Genomic DNA, 25407 nt, shown 5'->3' on the forward strand with positions numbered 1-25407 from the left:
GAGCCCGGCCTGGCGAAAACCAGAGCCGGGCATTTTTTTCGCCCCTACTTCCCCGCGAACACCGCCTTGCGCTTCTCGATGAAGGCCTGCACCGCTTCCTTGTGATCGGCGGTCGTGGTCAGGCGGACCAGACGTTCGGCCTCGTGGTCGCGCGCGGTCTCGAAGTCGAACAGCAGGGCCTCGTCGAGATTGTCCTTCATGTAGCGCAGCGCGAGGCGCGGACCTCCGGCCAGGGATTTTGCCAATGCAAAGGCCTCCGCCTGTAATTTGTCGTCGGGCACCACGCGATTGACGAGACCGATGGCCTCGCACCTAACGGCATCGACCCGATCGCCGGTGAACAGCAGCTCGCGCGCTCGCGCAGTGCCGACGAGGCGCGTCAACAGCCATGCGATGCCATAATCGCCGCTGAGCGCAATGCGCGCATAGCCGGTGGCCACGAAGGCCGATTGCGCAGCAATGCGGATGTCGCAGGCCATGGCGATGGCGAGCCCCGCGCCGACCGCCGGCCCCGGCAGCGCCGCGATGGTCGGCTTGCGCACCGACACCAGCGCGCCGGTGAGCAGGCGCTGCCGCTCCTGGAGATCGGCGACCTTGTCGTCAAAGGACATCTCCAGCTTCTTCGGGTCGCGATGCGCGCCCATGCCCTTGACGTTACCGCCCGCGCAGAACGCTTCGCCCGCGCCGGTGATCAGCAGCGCGCCGACATCGGGGTTCTCGCCGCAGGAGCGGATCATCGTGCGCAGCGCCGGGGTCAGCGCGTCCGACAGCGAGTTGCGCGCCTCGGGCCGGTTCAGCGTGATGACGGCGACGCGATCGCGGATCACACAGAGGAGTTCATTGGTGCCGGTGTCGATGGTGGTTTCCGTGGTCATGCTGCTCCCTCTGTTTCGTCATTGCGAGGAGCGAAGCGACGAAGCAATCCAGCCTTTTTTTGTGGAGGCATTTCTGGATTGCTTCGCTTCGCTCGCAATGACGGTCGTTGTGAATCTATCGTCTCAAAACTTCTCGACCCAGGGCCGCAGCTCCAGCTCCCAGCTCCAGGCGCTGCGCGGCTGCTGCAACAAATTCCAGTAGCTCTCCGCGATGGCATCGGGATCGAGCATCGAATCCGGCTTCTCCGGCGCTTCGGTGCGCGCTGCGCTCCTGATGCCGCCATCGATCACGAAATGCGCGACATGGATGCCTTGCGGCGACAATTCGCGCGCCATGCTCTGCGCGAGCCCGCGCAGCGCGAACTTGCCCATCGCGAACGGTGCGGACTGCGCATAGCCCTTGACGCTGGCCGAGGCGCCGGTGAACAGGATCGCGCCGTGCTGGTTCGGCAGCATGCGCCTGGCCGCCTGCTGCGCCACCAGGAAACCGCCATAGGCACTGACCGCAATGGCGTTCGCCACGTCGGCCGGAACGAGATCGACGAACGGCCCGCGCGCCCGGCCGCTGGCGTTGTAGACGACCAAATCGGGCGTGCCGATCTCGCGTTCGACGAGGCCGAACAGGCGTTCGACCTCATCAGGCTCGGTGGCGTTGCAGGCATAGGCCTTGGCGCCGGTCTCGCTGCAGAGCGCGCCGAGCTTCTCGATTTTTCGCGCGGCCAGTGCGACGCGGATGCCCTGGGCGGACAACAGTCGCGCCAGCGAGGCGCTCAGGCCTTCGCCGGCGCCGACGATGAGGGCGATCTTGTATTTGGGGTGTTCCATGACGTGATCTCTCGAAGACGGGAAGCCGCTGATCTATGCACGGCCCGCGCGGACAACCAGCCAGAGCTTTGGGCAAGCCGATCACAATTCCGCAGGGCGAATTGCTCCCACACGGCGATCATGCCTCCCTGACAATTTGCGGCTTTATCCGCTTTCGCGACTGGAGCATGATCGACATCATCCCAAGCGGCAAGCGCCAAATCAGCGCAAAATGGCCGCAAGGCGGAAACGAAGAGGACGATCATGCACAAGCCGGCCCCCGCGCAGGCAAAACAGGTCGCGGCCGCACCATCCGGACTGCTGGCTCCCGACACCACCGGCATGAATTTCTACCGCACCGATCAGGCACTCACCGATCTCCTGCGCATTCATCTGCCGGACACGCTATTCCGTCACATCGAGCCGCATCTCGATCACCTGGGTGAACTCGCCGGCGGACATCTCGACGATTGCGCGCGGCTCGCCGACCGGCACACGCCGGTGTTGCACCAGCGCGACAAGTTCGGTCGCGACGTGCAGTGGATTGAATACCATCCGGCCTATCGCGAGTTGGAGAAGGCAGCCTTCGGCGAGTTCGGCATCCACGCGCTCTCGATCCGCAAGGGCATCATGGGCTGGCCGGACAAATATCCCGTCGTCGCCAAGCACGCCTTCACTTTCCTGTTCAACCAGACCGAATTCGGCATGGGCTGCCCGATCAACGTCACCGACGGCTGCGCCAAGCTGCTCGCGAATTTCGGCAGCGAGGCGCTGAAGGCGAAATATCTCGACGGCCTGACCCAGACCGACATGAGCAAGCTGACCCAGGGCGGCCAGTTCATGACCGAGAAGGAAGGCGGCTCCGACGTCGGCACGCTGACCACGACGGCCGTGCAAGAAGGCGACCATTGGCGCCTCACCGGCGAAAAATGGTTCTGCTCGAATGCCGACGCAAAGGTCGTGATGCTGCTGGCGCGCCCCGAAGGGGCCGGCCCCGGCACGCGCGGTGTCGGCCTGTTCCTGATGCCGCGGTTCCTCGACGATGGTTCGCAGAACCACTACCGGATCGTGCGCCTGAAGGACAAGCTCGGCACGCGCTCGATGGCCTCCGGTGAGATCAAGCTCGAAGGCGCGATCGCCTACGCGGTCGGCAAGCTCGACCGCGGCTTCGTGCAGATGGCCGAGATGGTGAACTCGTCGCGGCTGTCAAACGGCGTCAAATCCACCGCGCTGATGCGGCGGGCCTACCATGACGCGATGACGGTCGCGAAAAATCGCGTCGTGTTCGGCAACCGCATCATCGACCTGCCGCTGGGCCGGCGCCAGATGCTGAAGATCATGCTGCCGGTCGAGCAGGCGTTGTCGATGAGCTTTCTCACTGCGGACGCGCTCGACCGCGCCGAGGCCGGCAGCCAGGATGCAGCCGCACTGCTGCGCATCCTGACGCCCACCTTGAAATTCCGCGCCACCCGCGATGCGCGAAAGGTCTGTGGCGACGCGCTCGAGATGCGCGGCGGCATCGGCTATATCGAGGAATTCGCAACCGCCCGCCTGCTGCGCGACGCGCATCTCGGCTCGGTCTGGGAAGGCACCGGCAACATCGTCGCGATCGATGCGCTCCGGCGCGCGGTCGGCCGCCACGGTGCCGAATCCGCGCTCGCCGCCGATCTGCACGCCCGCCTCGATGACAGCCCCTCGGTGCCGCAGGCCTGGCGCGACCGGCTCCGCGGCCTCACCGATCGCGCGGTCGGCTTTGCGCGTGAGGTCGCGGCGAAATCCGAAAACGAAGCCGATGCGCGCCGCGCCACCAGCCTGCTCTATCATGTCGCCAGCGCCGTCGCGCTCGCCTGGGAGGCGCATCGTATTCACGACATGCGCGGCGATGCGCGAAGGCTGTTGTTGTCGCGGCTGGTGGTCGATCACCGGGTGTCGCCGAGCGATCCCTTCCGGCTGACGGAAAATGCCGTACAGCAGAAGATCGCCGCGCTGCTGCTTGGCGATCGCGCAGGCAGCATGAGCGAGGTTGGCGAACTGGTCTTGGCGGCGTAGGCTGCACCCACGTTCAAAGCAAAAAAAGCGATAGGGAGTGCTCGATGAAGGCCGCCGTCCTCCATGAAGTCAACAAGCCTCTGGTCATCGAGGATGTCAGCCTGCCGAAGCCCGGCCCGCGCGAGGTCCTGATCCGGACCTCGGTCGCAGGTCTCTGCCACTCCGATCTGCACTTCATGGAAGGCCTTTATCCGCATCCGCTGCCCGCGGTGCTCGGGCACGAGTCCGCCGGTATCGTCGAGCAGGTCGGCTCCGACGTCACCTATGTGAAACCGGGCGACCATGTCGTCACTTGCCTGTCCGTGTTCTGCGGCACTTGCGACAATTGCACCACGGGCCGCACGGTGCTCTGCACCGACACCACCGTAAAACTGCTGCCGGGCGCTTCCAATCGGATGCAATGGGCCCGCTCCGAGAAGCTGCATCAGTTCCTCAACCTATCGTCCTTCGCCGAGCAGATGCTGGTGCACGAGAACGCGATCGTAAAAATCCGCAAGGAGATGCCGCTCGATCTTGCCGCGCTGATCGGCTGCGGCGTCATTACCGGCTACGGCGCGGTCGTGAACACGGCGAAGGTGACGGCCGGCGAGACCGTGGCCGTGATCGGCTGCGGCGGTGTCGGCATGGCTGCGATCAACGGCGCGCAGATCGCGGGCGCCGGCCGCATCATCGCCATCGACACCAATCCGGCCAAGCTCCAGCTTGCGACCAAGCTTGGCGCCACCGACATCATCAACCCGGCAGACGGCGACGTCGTGAAGCAGGTGCGCGATCTCACCAATGGCGGCGTGCATCATTCCTTCGAGGTGCTCGGCCGCAAGGAGACCGCCGAGCAGGCCTTCGGCATGCTCGCTTCGGGCGGCACGGCCACCATCGTCGGCATGATTCCGTTCGGCCAGAAGATCGAGCTGCATGGCTTCGACTTCCTGCGCGAGCGCAGGATCCAGGGCTCATCGATGGGTTCGAACCATTTTCGCGTCGACATGCCGCGGCTGGTGGATTTCTACCTGCGCGGCCGGCTGCACCTGGAGGACTGGATCTCGGCCAAGCTGAAGCTCTCCGAGATCAATGAAGGCTTTGCCAACATGAAAGCCGGCAAGACGCTGCGCAGCGTGATCATGTTTGACAGCTGAAGGCCGGATGAGGCGGAACGCTCAGGATTGAGGCAACTGGTCCGGACCGGCCAAGTCGCAACGCGACTGCTTCAGGAGCTGCCGCGCCGCAGCTCAGACGAGGCCCGTGGCGAACAGGTAGCCGGGTCCGCGCCAAAGATTGAGCACGAGGTCTGCCATTAAGCCGATGCTGCCGATAAGTCGCGCGGCGTGCCACGGGTGAATGACCGTCGTGTCCTCAATGGCATCTTCTGGGTCTTGCGATCCGGAGCTTCTCATTCCGGCTTAAGCGGCCGCCCGTCGGTTCCATATTTGGAAGGCCGTCGTCAACATTAGGAACAAATTCTTCACCAACACACAAACGATAGTACTCATTGTAAATACAACCGAACGACGCGCGTGCTAGAACTCCAAGAAGCAGCGCGAAGTTGCACGTCTGCCGTCGCAATTGGGAATCTGGAATGTTTAGCGGGTTGACTTACTCCGCATGGGGGCGCGCCCCCGCCTGGGGACGTCGAAAAGCGTGCGGATCGTGGGTTCAAGTGCGCTGGGAGCACGCCACGCGTCGGCGGATCGAGAAGTGCTGGTTGATCGCCGCTCCGGCGTGCGGTTTTGTGGCGTTCCGCTAAGAGCACAAGCATGTTCAGTCTGGCTGATCAGCGGCTCTTTCGCGTAATCGGCCTGCAGGTTTCGATTACATGCGAATTGCGCTGGCGGCCGCGATCATCTGCCTGCACAGCGCGAACGTCACACTTGGGCTTGATCGGGCAATGGAGGTAGCAGGCCATTTTCGCATGGTGAACGCAACGGTTCTTGCGCTGTTCTTCGCCTTGAGCGGATTCTTGGTGACGGGCAGCTTGTTGAGGTGCAAGAGCCTGATTTCGTTTATCGGCCTGCGCGTGCTTCGCATCGCGCCCGCTCTCGCGGTTGAGACGACGCTTTCAGCCATCATCATCGGCCCGATCTTCACCGCGATGCCTTTGACCGAGTACTTCGCGGACCCGAGATTCCATGTCTATTTTCTCAACATGCTCGGCGACGTCCACTTCGAACTCCCGGGTGTATTTCTTTACAATCCGGTGCCTGACCTGGTGAATGCTCAGCTCTGGACGGTGCCGTATGAGCTGTGGTGTTACGCTATCCTGGCGCTTCTTGCCGCGACCACGATTTGCTTCAACAGGGCACTATACCTTGGGTTCCTGGTGTTCGCCCAGATCGGCCTCGTCTGGTACGATATCTACCATTCGGACGAACTTTTCATTCACCTTCGCCCGCACATTCTGGTGTTCTGCTTCCTCTTAGGCGTTGGCTTCTACCTCTGGCGCGACAAGGTACCGTTCAACCGGGCCACGGGCCTGTTCGCGCTTGTACTTTGCATGATCGGCATGGCTGGCGGACGCAGCGATGCGATTTTTGCGGTGCCGGCCGCCTATATCGCGTGTTATCTGGGCCTCACGAACCCGCGGCGAATCTGGATCGTGTCGTCCGGCGACTATTCCTACGGGATGTACCTCTATGGATTCGTCATCCAGCAGTGCATTGCAGCGCTTGGCCCGTCGCTTCAGTACTGGTATCTGAACGTCCTGATCAGCCTGCCGATTGCCTTTGGCGTCGCTGTCGCCTCCTGGCACCTCCTCGAGAAACACGCTCTTCGGCTGAAAGGCCAGCTCGAACGATTTGAGACAGCGGTTCTTTCGGCGTTTCGATCGTGGATTGCCCATAGGAGGAGGCGCCGCGTGCAATCGCATAGCCGAGCGATTGCTGAAAACTGAACAACTCCTCTCCGTGAGCAACCGAGTTTTAACCAGTCGTTGCTTTGCTCATTCCATCTCTATCAAAGGCGCGATTTGGCCCTCGCACGGTCTAAGTTTTTCGAGACTTGAGGGATACAATTGAAGTCATCAGCCGGTTTGCACTTCATCGGGCTTGACCACGTTCGGGCAGTCGCGGTGCTCATGGTTTTCGCTTGGCACTTCACGCATGCCGTTGGTGCTTATCCCGAGACCTTCGAGGGCGCCCCGGCTGTGTTTCCGCTGGCCCTGTTTGACGAAGGTCACACCGGCGTGGCGCTTTTCATGGTGCTCAGCGGATATCTGTTCGCGAAGCTGCTTGACGGCAAAACGATAAACTACCTTGCATTTTTCTGGAACCGTTTGATCCGGCTCGCCCCGCTCCTGGTCCTCGTCCTCATCCTGGTCGGGATCATCAGGCATGCGGAGGGCGAGGGGCTCGGTGGATACGTCGCAAATCTAGCGCAGGGATTCGTGGTCCCAGCTTGGCCGAATGGCGCGTGGTCCATCACCATCGAAATGCATTTCTATATCGCGCTGCCCTTTCTGATCTACGCGAGCCGGCGCCATAAGTGGACACCACTCATCTTCGTGGGAGCAGCAATTGCCCTGCGCTCCATCATCTTCGCAATGGTCGGCGAAGTAGAATATTACGCGTACTACACGATCATTGGCCGCATAGATCAGTTCGCTTTTGGCATCATCGCGTTCAGCTATCGACACATTTTCACCGGAAGACACCTTTCGGCCATCGGAATACTCACAGCGTTCAGTGTGGGGTTCTGGATGTTCGACATTGCCGGCGGCTACTACGGAACAGAGCGCAATCCGCTATGGATAATCCTCCCGACCGCCGAAGCCGTCGCTTACTCGTCGCTTGTCGCCTACTATGACACCAGTTTCAGGCTGAGGAACGCGGGCATTTCATGGGCGTTCTCGAAGATTGGCGAATATAGCTATTCAATCTACCTGCTGCATACGTTCTTCGTGGTCGAGCTAGCGGAGTTCGTTCAACGCCACGTCATGGACATTTCGAACTTCTACGTCGCATTGGCGTGGTCATTCGCCTGCTTCACCCTGATGATTCCGATCGGGATCATCAGTTTCGTTTACGTGGAAGCGCCTTTTCTCCGGCTTCGTCGCGTCTATACAAAGCCAATTGCACGTGTCTCCCAGTACGGCAGCAGCGTCGCCGCACAGGGATTAGGCCCCGTTTGATTCGCCGGGCTATGGCTTCGGCGTCGATCGCTCAAAGCAAGTGTCGCGTAAAGATCCGCACCACGTGACCCCTGACCCGCGGCGCCTCGTCGTAGAGGTCTGAGGCGAGCCGCTCGATGGTTTCGCGCAGCGACAGGAACTGGGCCTGCCGCGCGCTGCTTTCGGTACCCTGCATGCCCGCAAGCTCGTCCATCGCGGCGTCGCTGATCTGGCACTGCACGACCTCGCCGTCGTTCAGCATGGTGAAGCGAAAGGCGAGGCGTTCGAGATCATGGCCAATGATCCTGTCGCGCATGAGTGGCATCAATTCGTCCCGGTCGACCCCCGCGCCGAAAATGCAGAAAATCCCGCTGCTTGTCAGCAGCAAAGGCAATCCATCGCCTACTGGAACGCAACTTCGGCGAAACTGCGGAGCTTTCGCGAATGCAGCCGCTCGGATTCCTGCTGCTTGAGCCGTTCCAGCGCCTTCAAGCCGATCTCGAGATGCTGGCCGACGCGGCGGCGGTAGAATTCGCTGGCCATGCCTGCGAGCTTGATCTCGCCGTGCAGAGGCTTGTCGGAGACGCACAGCAGGGTGCCGTAGGGGACGCGAAAGCGGTAGCCGTTGGCGGCAATCGCCGCCGATTCCATGTCGAGCGCAACCGCGCGCGACTGCGACAAGCGGCGAATGACATCGGGCCCGCTGATCTCCCAATTGCGGTTGTCGACGCTGGCGACGGTGCCGGTCCGCATCAGGCGCTTGAGCCCGAAACCTTCGAGCCCGGTGACGTCCTCGACCGCCTCCTCGAGCGCCACCTGCATCTCCGCGAGCGCCGGGATCGGCACCCACAGCGGCAACTCACGATCCAGCACATGGTCCTCGCGCACATAGCCATGGGCGAGCACGTAGTCGCCGAGCCGCTGCGTGTTGCGCAGGCCCGCGCAATGGCCGAGCATCAGCCAGGCATGGGGCCGCAGCACGGCAACATGGTCGGTGACGTTGCGCGCGTTGGACGGACCGGTGCCGATGTTGATCAGGGTGATGCCGCGATAGCCGGGCGCGACCAGATGGAAGGCCGGCATCTGCGGCGCACGCGGAGGCGCAACGCCCGTCGTCGCGCCGCCGCTGCGCGTGATCACATTGCCTGGAGCGACGAAGGCATCGAGGCCGGCCTCGCCAGCCTGAAGCCGCTGCTGGCAGAGCTGCGCGAAGGCGTCGACGTAGAACTGGTAGTTGGTGAAGATCACGAAGTTCTGGAAATGCTCTGGATCCGTGCCCGTGTAGTGGTAGAGCCGGCGCAGCGAGTAGTCGACACGAGCTGCCCGAAACAGCGACAGCGGCTCGGGCGCGCCGGGCTGAAGCTCGAAAGTGCCGTCGGCGATGGCATCATCCATGGTGGCAAGATCAGGCACGTCGAACGCATCGCGCAGCGACCGCGTTACGGGCGAGTTCTCGCTGGTGGTGATGGCGGCTTCGATGTTGATGTCGCGGCGGTAGGCGAAGTGAACGGGGATCGGTTCGCTGGACTCGCCGATTTCGACCGGGACGCCGTGGTTCTGGATCAACAGCCCGATCTGCTCGGTCAGATAAGTCCGGAACAGGTCCGGACGCGTGACGCTGGTCTCGTGCACACCGGGCCGGGCGACGAAGCCGTAGGCGAGACGCGAATCCAGCCGCGCATGCGTCGCGGTGGTGACACGGACGAAGGGATAGAAGGCCCGCACCCGCGTCGTGATTGCCTCGCCGTTGACGTAAGCTTCGAACCGGTCGCGCAGGAACTTCGTGTTGCGCTCGTAGATCTCTTCGAGGCGGGCGACGGCGAGGCCAGCATCGGAGAAGGACTCGGTGGCGACGGAGGGTGGAGATTGGATGGATTGCATTGTTCGACGCCGGGTTGCTGGGGCTGAATCGAACTATAGCAAGAAAACCAAAGCAAGAAAGAAGCCGCCCGTCATTGCGAGCGTAGCGAAGCAATCCAAAAAATCTCGCCGCGGAGGCGACCTGGATTGCTTCGCTACGCTCGCAATGACGAAAGGAGGCGATGACGCACTTCCGCGCGTCACTTCTCCCGGAACGCGCGCATGAACTGGTCGTGCAGCGGCTTCATCAGATAGGACAGCATGGTGCGGTCGCCGGTCTGGACGAAGGCTTCCGCCGGCATGCCGGGGATCAGCCTGGAGTCACCGAGCTTGGCGACCTCTTCTGCGGACAGCGAGACGCGGATGGTGTAGTAGCTCTGGCCGGTGCGCTGGTCGGTGGTGACGTCGGGCGAGACGCGGCTGACGACGCCGTTGAGCTCGGGTGTGGTGCGCTGGTTGAAGGCGGAGAGGCGCAGCAGCGTCTTCTGGCCGATCTGGAGCTTGTCGATATCGACCGGATTGACCTTGGCTTCGACCTGGAGATCGTCGGCCTGCGGCACGATCAGCATGAGGGCGTCGCCGGCGGTGATGACGCCACCAACCGTGTGCACGGTCGATTGCAGCACCATGCCGTCCTGCGGCGCGCGGATGTCGACGCGGCGAAGCTGGTCCTCCGCGGCGACCTTACGCTCGATCATTTCGCCGATCTTGTCGTTGGTCTCGCGCAGATCCTTGGAGACCTCGCTGACCATGTCCTTGTCGACCTGGATGATCTGGAGTTCGGTCTCGGTGATCTTGCCCTTGGCCTGCGCGCGCGAGGCGATGTATTGCGCGCGCTCGCCGTTGAGGCGGGCGCTGTCGCGTTCGAGCGTGGTCAGGCGCGAGATCTGCACCAGATGCTTGTCATAGAGATCGCGGACACCGACGAGCTCCTGCTGCACCAGCGAGATTTCCTTGTCCTTGGCCCGCTCCTGCGCGGAGAGGCCCTCGATCTCCTCGTTGAGCTGCTGGATGCGCTCGCGCAGCTGCGCCTTCTGGCCGGCGCGTCCGTTGACACGGACGTCGAACAGCTTGGTTTCGGCGGAGAGCAGCGCCTTGACGTCGGGATCGTTGCCGCGATCGAGCAGCGCTTGCGGGTAGTCGATCCTGTCGATCCCGCGCTGCTCGGCCTGGAGCCGCGCCGCACGCGCCTGCGCCGCGTCGAGATTCTTGGTGACGATGGCGAGGTTGGCCTTGGTGACGGTGTCGTCGAGCCGCACCACGATGTCGCCAGCCTTGACCACGTCGCCATCGTGAGCGCGCAGCTCGCCGACGACGCCGCCGGTCGGATGCTGCACCTTCTTGACGTTGGATTCGACCACGATCTGCCCCGGCGCGATCAGCGCGCCTGAGATCTGCACGGTCGATCCCCAGCCGCCGAGCCCGACCAGGAGGACCAGCACGATCCCAAGCCCGAGCATCAGGTGAAACCGGATCGACTGCCGTACGGTCCGCTTCGCGGCGGGCTTCGCCCCGCCGAGCGCCATCGTGCTCATGCCTTGGCTCCGCCTTCGCTGACGATCTTGATCGGCGCCGGCGGCGTCACACGCGGCTGGAGCACCTGGGCAAGCACCTGTTCCTTCGGCCCGAAGGCCTGCATGCGGCCGTCGCGCAGCACCAGGATCTGGTCGACCGCTTCCACGCCGATCGGACGGTGCGCCACCACGATGACGATGGCGCCGCGCTCGCGCGCCGCGCGGATGGCGCGGGTCAGCGCTTCGTCGCCTTCGGTGTCGAGATTGGAATTGGGTTCGTCGAGCACGATCAGGAACGGATTGCCATAGAGGGCGCGCGCCAGCGCCACGCGCTGTGCCTGGCCCGCGGAGAGCGCCGTGCCCTGCTCGCCGACCTGGGTGTTGTAGCCCTCGCGCATCTTGATGATCATCTCGTGCACGCCGGCTTCCTTGGCGGCGGCGATGATGCCGTCAGACGTGGCCTCGGGGTCGAAGCGGCTGATGTTCTGCGCGATGGTGCCGCCGAACAATTCGACGTCCTGCGGCAGATAGCCGATGTGGCGGCCAAGCATGTCCGACGACCATTGGTCGAGCGCCGCGCCGTCGAGCCGCACCTTGCCGCGGACCGGTTGCCAGACGCCGACCAGCGCGCGGATCAGCGACGACTTGCCGGAGCCGCTCGGTCCGATCACGCCGAGGCCATTGCCGGCTTCGAGCGCGAAGGTGACGTCCTGCACGATGAGGCGCTGGTCGCCCGGCGGCACCATGGCGATGCCTTCGACCGAGAGGCGGCTGGTCGGCGCCTGCAGCTGGGTCGGCATCGTCTGCGCCGGCATCTGCTCCAGTAGGCGGGTCAGGCGGTGCCAGCTCTGACGTGCCGCGACAAAGGATTTCCAGTGCGCGATCGCGAGGTCGACCGGCGCGAGCGCACGGGCCGAGAGGATCGAACCGGCGATGATGATGCCGGCGGTCGCCTCCTGGTGGATGACGAGATAGGCGCCGACCGCGAGCACGGCCGATTGCAGCATCATGCGCAGCACTTTTGCGACCGCGCCGAGACCGCCGGCGACGTCGCTCGCACGCTGGTTGCCGTCGAGATATTTTTCGTTGGCCTCGCTCCAGCGCGCGTTCATCCGGCCGGCCATGCCCATCGACACCATGACTTCGGCATTGCGGCGGCTGGCCTGGGCGAGATCGTTGCGCTGGGCGGCAAGCCCCATCGCCTCGCGCGCCGGCTGGCGGGACATGAACTCGGTGACCAGCGTCAGCCCGACCAGGATGACGGCGCCGACCAGCGCGGTGACGCCGATCATGACGTGGAAGGCGAAGCAGATGGCGAGATAGAGCGGCAGCCAGGGCAGGTCGAAGAACGCGCTCGGTCCCATGCCGCCGAGGAAGGAGCGGACATTGTCGAGATCGCGCAGCGGCTGAAGCCCCTCGTTGCGGCTACCGACCAGCAAGGGCAGGCGCACGATGGTGTCGAACACCCGCTTGTTCAGGGCTTCGTCCAGCGCGGTGCCGACCCGGCCCAGGATCCGGTTACGGATCATGTCCAGCACGCCCTGCGCCATGTAGAGGAAACTGGCGAGGACGATCAGGCCGACCAGGGTCGGAATGCTGCGGCTCGGCAGCACCCGGTCGTAGACCTCCAGCATGAAGATCGACCCGGTCAGATAGAGCAGGTTGATCATGCAGCTCATCAAGCCGACGCCGACAAACGCCGTGCGACAGGCGCGCAGCGCATCACCGAGCTCTGAGCGGCGGACGCCGGGAACGGCTGCCATCAGTCTGATCTCTTTCGGGTAGGGGCCAAAGTCCCTGATTTCAAAGGCAAATTCAGGAGTAATTGACCCGGATTAACATCGCGTTTGCGCTCATCGCCCAACGCAGTCGAACACCCGGGACCCCTATGGCCCACATCACCCCCGACCGACCTTGCACGCAAGTCCGGAATCTCACGATCTTGCGGCTTTTTCTTGCAGACATGTCACCTCTCCCCGGGCGGGGAGAGGTCAAAAGTTCGATCAATTGAACTCGGGGGCCGTTAGAACCGGCCGCCGCCGCGGACCAGCCGCACCACCAGCAGCAGGATGACTGCGCCGATCGCGGAATAGATGATCTCCGATATCAGCCCGGTCCCGATGTGGATGCCGAGCTTCGGAAACAGGAAGCTTGCCACCAGCGCGCCGGCGATGCCGACCACGATATCGCCGATGATGCCGAATCCGGTTCCGCGCACCACCTTGCCGGCCAACCAGCCAGCCACCAGGCCGACGAACAGGATGACAAGCAGGCCTTCATTGGAAATGTACATAAGTGAGGTCCCTCTCCGTGAACGGTTCCATGGAAGCGGAACCGGGATGAACGAGGTCTGAATGCTGTTCCCCGTTCCCCGCTGGCGGTCCAAATATCAAGACAACGCGGTGACCGGCTCCGCCAGCACGCACCGTGCCGCCCGGCCCGGGCCGACCTCCACATTCCCTGGCAGTTGTTCCAGGCAGCGCGGCTGGGCTACGGCGCAGCGGGGCGCAAAGGAGCAGTTGTGCGGCCTCTCGCCGAGCGACGGCGGGGTGCCGGGGATGGTCTCGAGCCGCTGTCCCCGCTTGGCCCCGTGGACGGTCGAGGCGAGCAGGCCCTTGGCATAGGGATGCACCGGCGAGCGGACGATGTCGCGAAGCGTGCCCTGCTCCACGATCTGGCCGGCATACATCACTGCGACCCGGTCGCAGATCTCGATGGCGACGCCGATGTCATGGGTGACGAAGATGACGGACATGCCGAACTCGCGCTGCAGCTCGCGCAACAGCAGCAGGATCTGGATCTGCACGGTGGCATCGAGCGCCGTGGTCGGCTCATCCGCGAGCAATATCTTGGGACGACAGGCGAGCGCCAGCGCGATCATGGCGCGCTGACGCATGCCGCCGGACATCTCGTGCGGATAGGCATCGAGCCGCCGCTTGGCCGAGGGAATGCGCACGACCTCGAGCATTTCGAGCGCCCTCGCCCTGCCTTCCGCATAAGACTTGCCTTCGTGACGCACCACGCTTTCGGCGATCTGCGCGCCGATGGTGTAGACCGGGTCGAGCGCGAGCGCCGGCTCCTGAAAGATCATCGACACGGTCTGGCCGCGGAACGACGACAGCTGCTCGTCGTTCATGGCGAGCACGTCGCGGCCCATCACGTTGACCTTGCCCGTGATCTGCGTGCGCTTCTTCGGCAACAGCCGCATCAGTGCACGCAAGGTCACGCTCTTGCCCGAACCGGACTCTCCGAGCAGGCCCAGCACCTCGCCGTCGCCGAGCGAGAGGCTGAGATCGTTCACGGCATAGACCGTACGCTCGCCGGTGAAGCGGATGTTGAGGCCTGAGATCTCGACGAGCTTTGTCATGACGGAAGTTTCGGCAGCCTGTCGTGGTAGTCGGTGGCGCGCTGGAACGCGGCGCCGATGGTGAGCAGGGTCGCTTCATCGAAGGAGCGGCCGATCAGCTGCATGCCGATCGGAAGACCGCTCTTGGTGAAGCCAGAGGGCACCGTGAGCGACGGCAGGCCGAGATAATTCACCGGGCGGGTGAACAGCGTCAGCCGCTGCAACAGCGCCGGCGCGTTCGGCCCGCCGCCGACGTCGCTCTCCTCGATCGTCGGGGCCGGCACCGGGGACGCCGGCGCGATGATCGCGTCGACACCCGATGTCGCAGCGTTGTGCGCGGCGAGCGCAGCTCCGCGCCAGCGCATCGCCTCGAGATAGGTGATGGCGGGGACCGCGAGCCCGTTCTGGAGCCGCATCAACACCTGCGGACCATAATCCTGCGGCCGCTCGATCATCCAGCGCTTATGGAAGGCGGCGGCTTCGGCTGCAAGCACGAGCTGGCTTGCCGAGGACAATTGCCGCTGATCGGGCAGCTCGACCGTGACGATGTCGGCGCCCTCGCGCTTGAGCACCGCAATGGTCTCGTCCAGCACGCGCGCGACCTCGCCGTCGAGATCGTCGACATAGAAGGACGAGGGGACGCCGACCTTGAGTCCCTTCAGCGAGCCCTTGGTCGCGCCGACATAGTCAGACAGCGGCTCACGGCTCGCGGTCGAATCCTCGGGATCGGGGCCGGCCATCAGCGCCAGCAGCAGCGCGCAATCCTCGGCGGTGCGGGCGAGCGGGCCGACCGTGTCGAGCGATTGCGACAGCGGCATCGCGCCGGCGCGGCTGACCCGGCCGACGGTGGTCTTCAATCCAGTGACCCCGCAGAAATGCGCGGGCATGCGGATCGAGCCGCCGGTGTCGGAGCCGAGCGCGGCATAGGTCAATCGCGCCGCGACCGCCGAGCCCGAGCCCGACGACGAGCCGCCGGTGATGTGCGCGACATTCCAGGGATTGCGAACCGGGCCGTAATGGGCGTTGTGGCCGGTCGGGCCATAGGCGAATTCGGCCAGATGCAACGTGCCGAGCCGAACCTGGCCGGCGTCCTTCAGCCGCTGCAAGGCAGTCGAGGTGACGGTCGGAACGAAATCGCGGCGGATCAACGAGCCGCAGGTCGCGACGTGGCCCGCGTCGTAGTACATGTCCTTGTGCGCGAGCGGCACGCCATGCAACGGCCCGCGGACTTCGCCCTTGGCGAATTCGGCGTCGGCGGCATCGGCAGCCTTCAGCGCGGCCTCCGATTCGATCGACATGAAGGCGTTGAGATGCGGCTGCCATTGCGCGATGCGATGCAGCAGCGCCCGCGTCACCTCATGCGAGGACACCTGCTTCATCGCAATCGCGCGCGCGACCTCGGTGAGCGTCATCAATGCGGGCTCGGTGCTCATTTCGAGACCTTCGCAGTCTGCGCGATCGGATAGAGCGCGGGCTCGAGATCGAACGGCAGCGTGCCGGCAATGGCCGCAAAGCCCTCGAAGGCCGGTCCGATGGAATTGGAGATGCGCGTCGCGATCTCGTCGTCGACGGGAACGCCGGCGACCTGTGCCGTCGCCTTGATCTCTTTTGTCGTCGGTCTCGTCATACAGTTTCCTCCTTCGGCGCGCGGCTATGGCCTGAACCCGGGATCGCCATGTAGCACGCGGCCTCGTGGCCCATTCTATCGAGCGCGGTGAGTTTTGGTGTCGCATTTGCGCAGAGCGGCTCCGCAAACGGGCAACGGGTGTGGAAGCGGCAGCCCGAAGGTGGATCAATCGGATTGGGCGGATCGCCCGTGATCGGCGGCGTCTCGGTGCGGCGGTCCGGATCCGAGGACGGCATCGCAGCAAGAAGTGCGCGTGTATAGGGATGTGCCGGCTGGTCCCAGACCTGGTCGACCGGGCCGAGCTCGACGACCTCGCCGAGATACATCACCAGCACGCGATCGCTGATGTAGCGCACGACGTTGAGATCGTGGCTGATGAAGAGATAGGTCAGGCCGAACTCGCTCTTGAGATCCGCAAGCAAATTGAGCACCTGCGCCTCGACCGATTTGTCGAGCGCGGAAACCGCTTCATCTAGGATCACCAGCCGCGGCGACAGCGCCAGCGCACGCGCGATGTTGACGCGCTGGCGCTGGCCGCCGGAGATCTCATGCGGATAGCGATTGGCGAAATTGGCAGGGACAAGGCCTACCTTGCCGAGCAGCTCGCGCGCCAGCGCGCGCGCGGCGCCGTCCGCCATGCCATGCACCTTTGGGCCGAAGGCGATCGATTCCTCGATGGTCAGGCGCGGATTGAGCGAGGCGTAGGAATCCTGGAACACCATCTGCATGCCGCGCCGCAGCTCTCGCAGGGAGAGCGACTGCCCGACGCTCATGCCGTCATAAATGATATCGCCGGTGTCGCGCGGCATCAGATGCATCAGCAGCCGCGCGGTGGTCGACTTGCCGCAACCGGACTCGCCGACGATGCCGACGGTCTCGCCCTTGGCGACAGAGAAGGAGACATTGTCGACGGCACGCACGGTGCGCTTTGCGGCGAACAAGCCGCCACGCACCGGAAAATGCTTGGTCAGGCCGTTGACCTGAAGCAGCGGCTGGGCGACGCCGCCGAGGTCTTCGATCGGCTCCAGCATCGTGACGGAGGCGTTGGTTTCGCTCATGGCTAGTTCCTGATGTCCATGGCGCTGCGCAGGCCGTCCGAAAGCAGGTTGAAGCAGATCGAGACCGCGAAGATCATCGCACCGGGGAGTGCGGCGACCCAGGGGTTGACATAGATCGCGGTGCGCAAGGTATTCAACATCAGGCCCCATTCCGGCTCCGGCGGTTTGGTGCCGAGGCCGAGGAAGGACAGGCCTGCTGCAAGGATCATCGAGACCGAAATCAGACTGGTGGCATAGACGAAGATCGAACCGAGCACGTTGCCGAGAATGTGCACGCGCATGATGGTGAACGGTCCCGCGCCCGAGGCACGCGCGGCATCGACGAAGTCCATGTTGCGCACGCCCGTCGTGACGCTTTCGGCGACGCGGGTGATCTGCGGCACGAACACGACGGTCAACGACACGATGGAATTGAGGATGCCCGCGCCCAGCGCGCCCGAGATCGCGATCGCCAGCAGCACGGACGGAAATGCATAGAACACGTCGATCGTGCGCATGATCGCGGTGTTGAGCTTGCCGCCGACATAGCCGGCAACGAGGCCGAGCGACGTGCCGATGCAGAAGGCGAGGATCACCGGCAAAATGCCGATGAGAAGCGACAGCCGGCCGCCATAGATCAGTCGCGCCAGCATGTCGCGACCGAGCTCGTCGGTGCCGAGCGGGTAGCCTGATGTGCCGATGTGCCGAAGGCGCCGGATCATCGAGCCCTTGTAGGGGTCTTCCAGACCGAGCCACGGCGCAACGATCGCGGACAGGAAGATCAGCAGCAGCACCAGCGCGCAAACCATGCTGACCTTGTCGCGCCGGATACGACGGCCCACGGTCGCCCAATAGCCGCGCGCCTTGGTCGCGGGCGCGGACTGAAGCGCGGCGTCGGAGGTGACGGAGAGCGGAAGCTCGGTCATAGCCGCACTTTCCGATGTCGTCCCGGCCTAGTGCGCAATTGCGCACGGAGGGGCCGGGACCCATAACCACGACCGGCCGTTTGGCGAAGACTCGTCGTTGCCGTCTCGTTCCACAACCACCTTTCGGGGTTATGGGTCCCGGCCTGCGCCGGGACGACACTGAATGTGTGGCACCTCATCCCGCTAGCCCCGCTTGATGCGCGGGTCGATCGCGGCTTGCGCGATGTCGACCAGCAGATTGAGGAAGACGAAGAACAGCGCCAGGATCAGGATCGTGCCCTGGAGTAGCGGCAGGTCGCGCTGGAAGATCGCGGAGTTGAGCAGGAACCCCGAGCCCGGCCAGGAGAACACGGTCTCGATCAGGATCGAGCCGCCGAGCATGTAACCGAGCTGAAGTCCCATCACCGCGAGCGCGGTGGGCGCGGCGTTCTTGATGACGTGGCGGAACACGCCGCGCTCATGCAGGCCTTTCGCACGCAGCGCCTCGACGAAATCCTGGCTGAGAATGTCGCCGGTCAGCGCCCGCACCGTGCGGGTGACGATGCCCATCGGGATCACCGAGGTCGTGATCGCCGGCAGCACGAGATATTGCAAATGCGCCCAGTCCCAGGCCCAGGCGGCCGAGCCTCCGGGTCCGGCGCCGACGGCGGGCAGCCAGTTCAGCTGAACCGAGAAAATGATGACGAGCACCATGCCAAGCCAGTAATGCGGCACCGAAACGCCGGCGATGGCAAACGACGTCGCCAACTTGTCGATCCAGGTTTCGCGGAAATAGCCGGCGATCAGGCCGAGCAGGATGCCCATGGTGAAGCCGATGATGGCCGCCGCAATCGCCAACGTGACGGTGTTGCTGACCGCGCGCATGACTTCGGCGAGCACCGGGCGGCCCGTGGCGATGGAATTGCCGAGATCGCCGTGAAGCGCGCGGAGCAGCCAAAGCCCGAACTGCACCGGCAGCGGGCGGTCGAAACCGTAGGCGGTACGGAGCTGCGCGGCGAGCTCCTGCGAGGCGTCGGCCGGCAGCACGGCGACGAGCGGATCGCCCGGCGTGATGTGCACGAGCAGAAAACACACCAGCGCGACGCTGATGACGATGGGGACGACGTAGACGATGCGTCTGGCGATATAGGCGAGCACGTTGTTTCTTTTCTTCCCTTCTCCCCTTGCGGGAGAAGGTGGCGCGAAGCGCCGGATGAGGGGTTGTATCCCCGGATGCAGTGTTAACGAATAAGAGAGCGTCTCTCGCGGAGAGAAACCCCTCACCCGGCTTCGCTATCCGCGAAGCCACCCTCTCCCGCAAGGGAGAGGGTGCACTGAGCAAGCCGAGCGAACTACTGCATCGACACCAGCGAGAAGTCGATGAACCAGCTCTTCGGCTGCACGACGCCTGTCACCTTCGGGCTGATGGCGCGGGGGCCGACGTCGTGGGCGACATAGAGGAAGGCTGCGTCGTCGACGGAGGCGGCGTGCAGCTCGGCGAGCGCGGCGTCACGCGCGGCCGGATCGAAGGTCTGCCGCGCCTTCTTCACCAGCTCGTCGAACTTGGGATTGTTGATGAAACCCCAATTATTCGAGACCGGCGGCGCCATGCCTGATTGCAGGAAGCGCACCAGCGCGAAGAACGGATCCATCGCCGCGTAGGTGACGTTGGTCGCGTTCGAGCCGTTGGCGCTGGGGTCCTTGGCGCCGCGGCGCCAATTGGTGAACAGCGTATTCCACTCGATGACATCGAGCTGCACGTCGAAATAGCATTCGGCCAGCGCCTGCTGGAGATATTCGTTCATCGGCAGCGGCTGCATCTGGCCCGAACCGGAGGCCGAGGTCTGGGTCTTCACCGTCAGCTTCTTGTTCGGGCCGAAGCCGGCCTCCTGCATCAGCTTCTGCGCAGCCGCCTTGTCGTACTTGATCTCGAAGGTCGGCTTTCCGCGCCAGGGATGGCCAGGCTCGAAGGTGCCGGTCGCGGGCACCATCAGCCCCGCGAGCAGGCCGTCCTTGAGGCCTTCGCGATCGACGCAGAGGTTCGCGGCCTTGCGGACGCGGATGTCGTTCCAGGGCGAGCCCTCGACGCGCGAGAACTGCCATGGCCAGACGTGCGGCTGCTCGTTGGCGTAGAGCTTGAAGCCGCGCTGCTTGAGCTCGGGCAACGCGTCCGGCGCCGGCGCCTCGACCCAATCGACCTGCCCGGAGAGCAGCGCCGCGGTGCGCGCATTCGCTTCCGGCATCGGCAAGAGCACCATCTTGTCGACTTTTGGCACGCGGTCCTTGTTCCAGTAGCTCGCGTTCTTGACCAGCTCGAGCCGCTCGCGCGGGGTGAAGCCCGCCATCTTCCACGGGCCGGTGCCCGAAGCGTCCTTGGCGAACGCGGTCCATGCGGCCTGCGACTTCGCCTTGGCGTCGGCGCCCTCTGCCTTGTCGTAGAAATGCTGCCACTTCGCCGGGCTCGCCATGAAGAGGTTGGTGAGGTTGATCGGCAGGAAGCTGTCCGGCTCCTTGGTGGTGAGTTCGACCGTCATGTCGTCGATCTTCTTCGCGGACGCCAACGTCGGCATGCGCGAGGCCGTGACGCCGACCTGGCTGGCGTCGAATTGCGGCGCGTCCTGCTTCAGCACCTTCTCGACGTTCCACACCACGGCGTCCGCATTGAACGGCGAGCCGTCATGGAAGGTGACGCCTGGCCGCAGCTTGAAAGTCCATTTGGTCTTGTCGGCATCGTCGACCTTCCACTCGGTGGCAAGGCCGGGGATCACCACGCTCGCCTTGTCAGCCGAGGACAGGTCCCAGCCGGTGAGCGCGTCATACATGGTGAGGCCGGTGAAGCGGTTGCCTTCAAAACCCTGATCGGGCTGGCCCAGCGTGCGCGGAATATCGGCAGCCGTCATGGCGATGCGCAGCACGGTTTCGGCACTGGCGGCGCGCGGCCACGAAGCCGCGCTACTGAGCGCCAGCAACGCGATCAGCGCCGCGCGGGTCTTGTTCTTATTGATAAGCATTGACTCAATCCTTTTCCGGCTTCGATGACTAATTTTGATGCAATCGTATGCAATGCCTATGCCAATGGGGAAACTTATTCTGCAAATTGCCCCTGCGACGACAAGTCCTTGTGATGACGCCTCGGTGAAAGCACCTCGCTGCCTATTCTGGCATCAAGATTGCAGGTTTGGCTCCGATTGTCCTTGAAGCCTTCCCTGGAGCTTTGGCCCATGCGTATCCGACTATCGACCTGTTTCGCCGTGCTTGCACTGGCGTTGTCCGCGATTCCCGCGGGCGCCGAGACGGTGCTGCGCTACGGCATCTCGATGGCGGACATCCCGCTGACGACCGGCCAGCCCGATCGAGGCGCCGGCGCCTATCAGTTCACGGCCTACACCATCTACGATCCGCTCGTGGCGTGGGAGATGGACGTCGCCGACCGCCCGGGAAAGCTGGTGCCGGGACTGGCCACCGAGTGGAAAGTCGATGACGAGAACAAGACCAAATGGCGCTTCACCTTGCGCAAGGGCGTGAGGTTTCACGACGGCAGCGAGTTCAACGCCGATGCCGTGATCTGGAATCTGGACAAGGTGCTCAACGACAAGGCGCCACAATTCGACAAGCGCCAGAGTGCGCAGGTCAAAACCCGCCTGCCTTCGGTCGCGAGCTACGCCAAGATCGACGACTCCACGGTGGAGATCACCACCAAGACGGTCGATTCCTTCTTTCCCTATCAGATGCTGTGGTTCCTGGTCTCGAGCCCGACGCAATACGAAAAGCTCGGCAAGGATTGGGACAAGTTCGCGAGCCAGCCTTCGGGGACCGGCCCGTTCAAATTGACCAAACTGGTGCCGCGCGAGCTCGCCGAGCTGACCAAGAATCCGGATTACTGGAACAAGAAACGCATTCCCAAGGTGGACAAGCTCGTGCTGGTGCCGATGCCGGAAGCGCTGACGCGCACCAATGCGCTGCTCGCCGGACAGGTCGATCTGATCGAGACGCCGGCGCCGGATGCCGTGCCGCAGCTCAAGGCCGCCGGCATGAAGCTCGTCGACAACGTCACGCCGCATGTCTGGAATTATCATCTGAGCGTGCTGCCGGGTTCGCCCTGGACCGACATCCGCCTGCGCAAGGCGCTGAACCTCGCGATCGATCGTGAGGCCGTGGTGGGCCTGATGAATGGCCTTGCGAAACCCGCCAAGGGACAGGTCGATCCGTCGAGTCCCTGGTTCGGCAAGCCGAGCTTCGAGCTGAAATACGATGTCGCCGCGGCGAAGAAGCTGGTCGAGGAAGCCGGCTACTCCAAGGCGAAGCCGCTGAAGGCGACCTTCATCATCGCGCAGGGCGGCACCGGCCAGATGCTGTCGCTGCCGATGAACGAATTCTTGCAGCAGAGCTTCAAGGAGATCGGCATCGACATCGATTTCAAGGTCGTCGAGCTCGAGACGTTATACACGCACTGGCGCAAGGGCGCGGCCGACGAGATGAACGCCGGCATCACCGCCAACAACATCGCCTACGTCACTTCCGACCCGCTCTACGCCATCGTCCGCTTCTTCCATTCGAGCCAGATCGCGCCGGTCGGCGTCAACTGGGGTGGCTACAAGAATCCGAAGGTTGACGCGCTGATCGACGAGGCCAAGCAGACCTTCGACAGCACCAAGCAGGACGAGCTGCTGGCGCAGGCGCACGCGCTGATCGTCGACGACGCCACGCTGGTGTGGGTGGTGCACGACACCAACCCGCATGCGCTGTCGTCCAAGGTCAAGCAGTTCGTGCAGGCGCAGCACTGGTTCCAGGACCTCACGACGATCGGGGCGGAGTGAGGGTTGCGGCTCAACGCTCGGCGTCCGCAAACACCACTGTCGTCCTGGCGAAAGCCAGGACCCATAGCCACCGAATTTCGTTTGGCGAAGATTGGTGGTTGGCCGCTCGCCGTAACAACTTCTCCCTGGGGTAATGGGTCCTGGCCTTCGCCAGGACGACAGTGAATGTGTGGTTAGCTTCAAACCGCGCATCTGCTCCGCTACTTCGTCAGCAGCGCATAGGCCCCGGTCCAGCCTTCCGCCGGCGGATTGACCTGGAATTCCTTGATGCGCACTTCATAGAGCTTGAACAGCTTTTCCAGCGTGTCGGCATCCTCGCTCCTGCGGCCGCGTTCGATCGCGTCCAGCGCGCCCTGCCAGTCGCGGCTGCGGTAGCAGCCGAGCATCTCGATGGTGACGTTGCGCAGGCGTTGGAAGGCGCCCGAATGCATCACGTCCGCGCGGCCGGCGATCGCGTAGATCACTTCCGGCTCGGTCTTGCCCTTGACCATGATGAAGTCGAGCTCGAGAATCGCGAACTTGTCCTTGGCCGCGAGCGCGGTCCTCGAGCCGACGATGATGGGAAAGCCGTACTCCTTCGACTGGCCTTCGAGGCGCGACGCCAGGTTGACGCTGTCGCCGAGCACCGAATAGTTCTTCTTCAGGTCGGAGCCCATGTTGCCGACCACGCCGATGCCGGTGTTGAGTCCGATACCGACATTGAGCGGGATGTAGACGTGACCGCCATCAATGGCCTCCTGCTCGCGGTCCTTGTTCACCGCGTCGATCTTCTCCAGCATCTGGATCGCGGCCTCACAGGCGTTGACCTCGTGCTCGGCATCGTCGAGCGGCGCGTTCCAGAACGCCATGATGGCGTCGCCCATATATTTGTCGATATAGCCCTTCTGATCGATGATCACGTCGGTCAGCGGGGTCAGGAAACGGTTCATCAGCGCGATCAGGCCCTGCGGATCGTGCTTGTAGGTTTCCGATATGGTGGTGAAGCCGCGCACGTCGGAGAACATGATCGTCATCTCGCGCTCCTCGCCGCCGAGGACGAGCTTTTCCGGTGACTGCGCGAGCTGCTCGACCAGCACCGGCGACATGTATTGCGCGAACATGCCGCGAATCTGCACACGCTGCCGCTGCTCACGCACGAAACTCGCAAAGATCAGCGTCAGATAGATCGCGGTGGTCGAGAGCAGCGGATAAGTGAAGTCGATGAGATAGCGGTGCTGCGCATAGAAGAACCAGGACACTCCGATCAGGATCGCGGCGAAGGTCGCGCCGGCAAGCACGAGACGGACCGGTCCGAGGTTCGGCGTGAAGATGATGACGAGCAAGCCGATGACGAGCGCTGCGAGCAGCTCGACGCCGAGCGCGTAGTTCGGCTGGGAGATCACCGCGCCGCTCAGCACGCTCTCCAGCACCTGGGCGTGGATCTCGACGCCGGGCATGGTCGAGGACACCGGCGTGGTCTTGATGTCATTGAGCCCAACAGCGGAGGTGCCGATCAGCACCAGCTTGCCGGCGATCTTGTTCGGCGGCACGGTGTTGTCGAGCACGTCGGCGGCCGAGACGTAGATCGAGGGATCCTGGCGCGCATAATGCACCCAGAGCTGACCGTTCCTGTCGGTTGGAATCTCCACGCCCTTGAGACGCACGGCCCGCACGCCGGTCTTGTCGGTCCGGACCAGCAAGGTCGGCGTGCCCGTGACGACGCGCAAAATCTCGAGGCTCAGCGAGGGCATGACCATGCCCTGGGCCCGCATGATCATCGGCACGCGCCGGATCAGGCCGTCGCGCTCGGTCTTGATCGAGAACAGGCCGCGGCCGGCCGCGACCTTCTCGATCTCGGGCACGTTGCGCAACAGCCCGGGAAATTCGAACAGGAAGCGCTCAGCACCCTCCTCGCCGACCGTCGCGACGCCGGTAAAGGGCAGCGACTTGTCGACCTCGGACGAAATCGCCCGCTGCCCGGTCTCGCCCAGGATCACGCGCGAGCGCTTGATCGCTTCGGAGAGGATCTGGTCGTTGCTCGGCAGCTCGCGCAGCTTGGCGCGGGTGGCATCGTCGAGGTAACGCATCTGGCTCGCGACCAGATCCGGATTGAGCCGATCAGCCTCCGAGAACACCACGTCGAAGCCGATTGCGACCGCGCCGTGACTGGTGAGGTTCTGGATCAGGTCGGCGATCCGCGTCCGCGGCCACGGCCATTGGCCGAGCTTGGCGAGGCTCTTGTCGTCGATGTCGACGATCGTAACCGGCCGCGCCGCCTTGTGGCGCGGATCGATCAACTGAAACATGTCGAAGGTGCGCAGCCGCAGTTCCTGGATCGGCGGCGGATCCCAGAGGCGAGCGCCGGCAAACACGACCAGCAGCGCAAGGCACATCAGCCGCGCAAACCCCAACTTCCGCGCAAACCACCGCCGCAGGATCTTGAGACGTTTCATTTCAGTAGGACTTCCTGCCTTGCATCACGCCATGCGCGCCGA

Annotated in this window: 20 protein-coding genes and 1 pseudogene; 6 read left to right on the forward strand and 15 right to left on the reverse strand. The window is 63.8% G+C overall.

The window, feature by feature from the left end; genetic code table 11:
* Positions 1–44 precede the first annotated feature (44 nt).
* Entirely contained in the window at positions 45–875 is an 831-nt protein-coding gene (locus ACVIN2_RS16975; RefSeq protein ID WP_456766411.1) for an enoyl-CoA hydratase, read from the reverse strand.
* A 123-nt stretch (positions 876–998) separates the two neighbouring features.
* Complete coding sequence (locus ACVIN2_RS16980) at positions 999–1700, reverse strand: SDR family oxidoreductase (RefSeq protein ID WP_456766412.1); 702 nt, start codon at positions 1698–1700, stop codon at positions 999–1001.
* A gap of 243 nt (positions 1701–1943) precedes the next feature.
* On the opposite strand from ACVIN2_RS16980, the gene ACVIN2_RS16985 reads away from it, so the two are divergent.
* The 5 genes and pseudogenes from ACVIN2_RS16985 to ACVIN2_RS17005 all read left to right on the forward strand — a co-directional run bounded on the left by ACVIN2_RS16985 (position 1944) and on the right by ACVIN2_RS17005 (position 7848).
* On the forward strand, positions 1944–3728 hold the full coding sequence (locus ACVIN2_RS16985; RefSeq protein WP_456766413.1) for an acyl-CoA dehydrogenase family protein: 1785 nt from the start codon (positions 1944–1946) through the stop codon (positions 3726–3728).
* 44 nt (positions 3729–3772) lie between these two features.
* Positions 3773–4861 carry a Zn-dependent alcohol dehydrogenase gene (locus ACVIN2_RS16990; protein ID WP_219682968.1) on the forward strand — a complete coding sequence of 363 codons (1089 nt, stop codon included), beginning with the start codon at positions 3773–3775 and terminating at the stop codon, positions 4859–4861.
* A 166-nt stretch (positions 4862–5027) separates the two neighbouring features.
* Positions 5028–5113 (forward strand): annotated as a pseudogene (locus ACVIN2_RS16995) (IS5/IS1182 family transposase); the annotation flags it as partial.
* Between the two features lie 425 nt (positions 5114–5538).
* Entirely contained in the window at positions 5539–6612 is a 1074-nt protein-coding gene (locus ACVIN2_RS17000; protein ID WP_456766414.1) for an acyltransferase family protein, read from the forward strand.
* A gap of 120 nt (positions 6613–6732) precedes the next feature.
* A complete protein-coding gene (locus ACVIN2_RS17005) occupies positions 6733–7848 on the forward strand; it encodes an acyltransferase family protein (protein WP_456766415.1) in 1116 nt (371 codons plus the stop codon).
* Positions 7849–7879: 31 nt separating this feature from the next.
* Here the strand turns inward: ACVIN2_RS17005 and ACVIN2_RS17010 are convergent, their stop codons facing one another.
* The 12 genes from ACVIN2_RS17010 to ACVIN2_RS17065 all read right to left on the reverse strand — a co-directional run bounded on the left by ACVIN2_RS17010 (position 7880) and on the right by ACVIN2_RS17065 (position 21127).
* Positions 7880–8152: a DUF1488 family protein gene (locus tag ACVIN2_RS17010; protein ID WP_456766416.1), complete on the reverse strand. Its 273-nt coding sequence runs from the start codon at positions 8150–8152 to the stop codon at positions 7880–7882.
* A gap of 77 nt (positions 8153–8229) precedes the next feature.
* Positions 8230–9708 (reverse strand): AMP nucleosidase, encoded by a 1479-nt coding sequence (locus ACVIN2_RS17015; RefSeq protein ID WP_456766417.1) that lies wholly within the window; start codon positions 9706–9708, stop codon positions 8230–8232.
* Positions 9709–9887: 179 nt separating this feature from the next.
* The gene (locus tag ACVIN2_RS17020; protein ID WP_456766418.1) at positions 9888–11222 is read right to left on the reverse strand and encodes an HlyD family type I secretion periplasmic adaptor subunit; all 1335 of its coding nucleotides are present in this window, start codon (positions 11220–11222) and stop codon (positions 9888–9890) included.
* Positions 11219–12964, reverse strand: a complete 1746-nt coding sequence (locus tag ACVIN2_RS17025; RefSeq protein WP_456766419.1) for a type I secretion system permease/ATPase — start codon at positions 12962–12964, stop codon at positions 11219–11221. Before ACVIN2_RS17025 ends, ACVIN2_RS17020 begins: the two co-directional genes overlap by 4 nt.
* 260 nt (positions 12965–13224) lie before the next feature.
* Positions 13225–13494: a GlsB/YeaQ/YmgE family stress response membrane protein gene (locus tag ACVIN2_RS17030; RefSeq protein WP_007605178.1), complete on the reverse strand. Its 270-nt coding sequence runs from the start codon at positions 13492–13494 to the stop codon at positions 13225–13227.
* A gap of 96 nt (positions 13495–13590) precedes the next feature.
* The gene (locus tag ACVIN2_RS17035) at positions 13591–14568 is read right to left on the reverse strand and encodes an ABC transporter ATP-binding protein (protein ID WP_456766420.1); all 978 of its coding nucleotides are present in this window, start codon (positions 14566–14568) and stop codon (positions 13591–13593) included.
* Positions 14565–15980, reverse strand: coding sequence for an amidase (locus ACVIN2_RS17040; RefSeq protein ID WP_456766421.1), 1416 nt, complete (start codon positions 15978–15980; stop codon positions 14565–14567). Before ACVIN2_RS17040 ends, ACVIN2_RS17035 begins: the two co-directional genes overlap by 4 nt.
* On the reverse strand, positions 15977–16174 hold the full coding sequence (locus tag ACVIN2_RS17045) for a hypothetical protein (RefSeq protein WP_247362904.1): 198 nt from the start codon (positions 16172–16174) through the stop codon (positions 15977–15979). The genes ACVIN2_RS17040 and ACVIN2_RS17045 overlap by 4 nt, the downstream gene beginning before the upstream one ends.
* Entirely contained in the window at positions 16171–17232 is a 1062-nt protein-coding gene (locus ACVIN2_RS17050) for an ABC transporter ATP-binding protein (RefSeq protein WP_456766422.1), read from the reverse strand. The genes ACVIN2_RS17045 and ACVIN2_RS17050 overlap by 4 nt, the downstream gene beginning before the upstream one ends.
* A gap of 2 nt (positions 17233–17234) precedes the next feature.
* Positions 17235–18137 carry an ABC transporter permease gene (locus ACVIN2_RS17055; protein WP_456766423.1) on the reverse strand — a complete coding sequence of 301 codons (903 nt, stop codon included), beginning with the start codon at positions 18135–18137 and terminating at the stop codon, positions 17235–17237.
* A 183-nt stretch (positions 18138–18320) separates the two neighbouring features.
* Complete coding sequence (locus tag ACVIN2_RS17060) at positions 18321–19274, reverse strand: ABC transporter permease (RefSeq protein WP_007599552.1); 954 nt, start codon at positions 19272–19274, stop codon at positions 18321–18323.
* Between the two features lie 194 nt (positions 19275–19468).
* Positions 19469–21127 (reverse strand): ABC transporter substrate-binding protein, encoded by a 1659-nt coding sequence (locus ACVIN2_RS17065; RefSeq protein ID WP_456766424.1) that lies wholly within the window; start codon positions 21125–21127, stop codon positions 19469–19471.
* A 210-nt stretch (positions 21128–21337) separates the two neighbouring features.
* Here ACVIN2_RS17065 and ACVIN2_RS17070 point away from each other — a divergent pair, with 210 nt between their 5' ends.
* The gene (locus ACVIN2_RS17070; protein ID WP_456766425.1) at positions 21338–22933 is read left to right on the forward strand and encodes an ABC transporter substrate-binding protein; all 1596 of its coding nucleotides are present in this window, start codon (positions 21338–21340) and stop codon (positions 22931–22933) included.
* Between the two features lie 200 nt (positions 22934–23133).
* On the opposite strand, the gene ACVIN2_RS17075 is transcribed toward ACVIN2_RS17070, so the two are convergent.
* Entirely contained in the window at positions 23134–25365 is a 2232-nt protein-coding gene (locus ACVIN2_RS17075) for a CHASE2 domain-containing protein (RefSeq protein WP_456766426.1), read from the reverse strand.
* Positions 25366–25407 lie beyond the last annotated feature (42 nt).

This window comes from Bradyrhizobium sp. USDA 3650 (assembly GCF_054057395.1).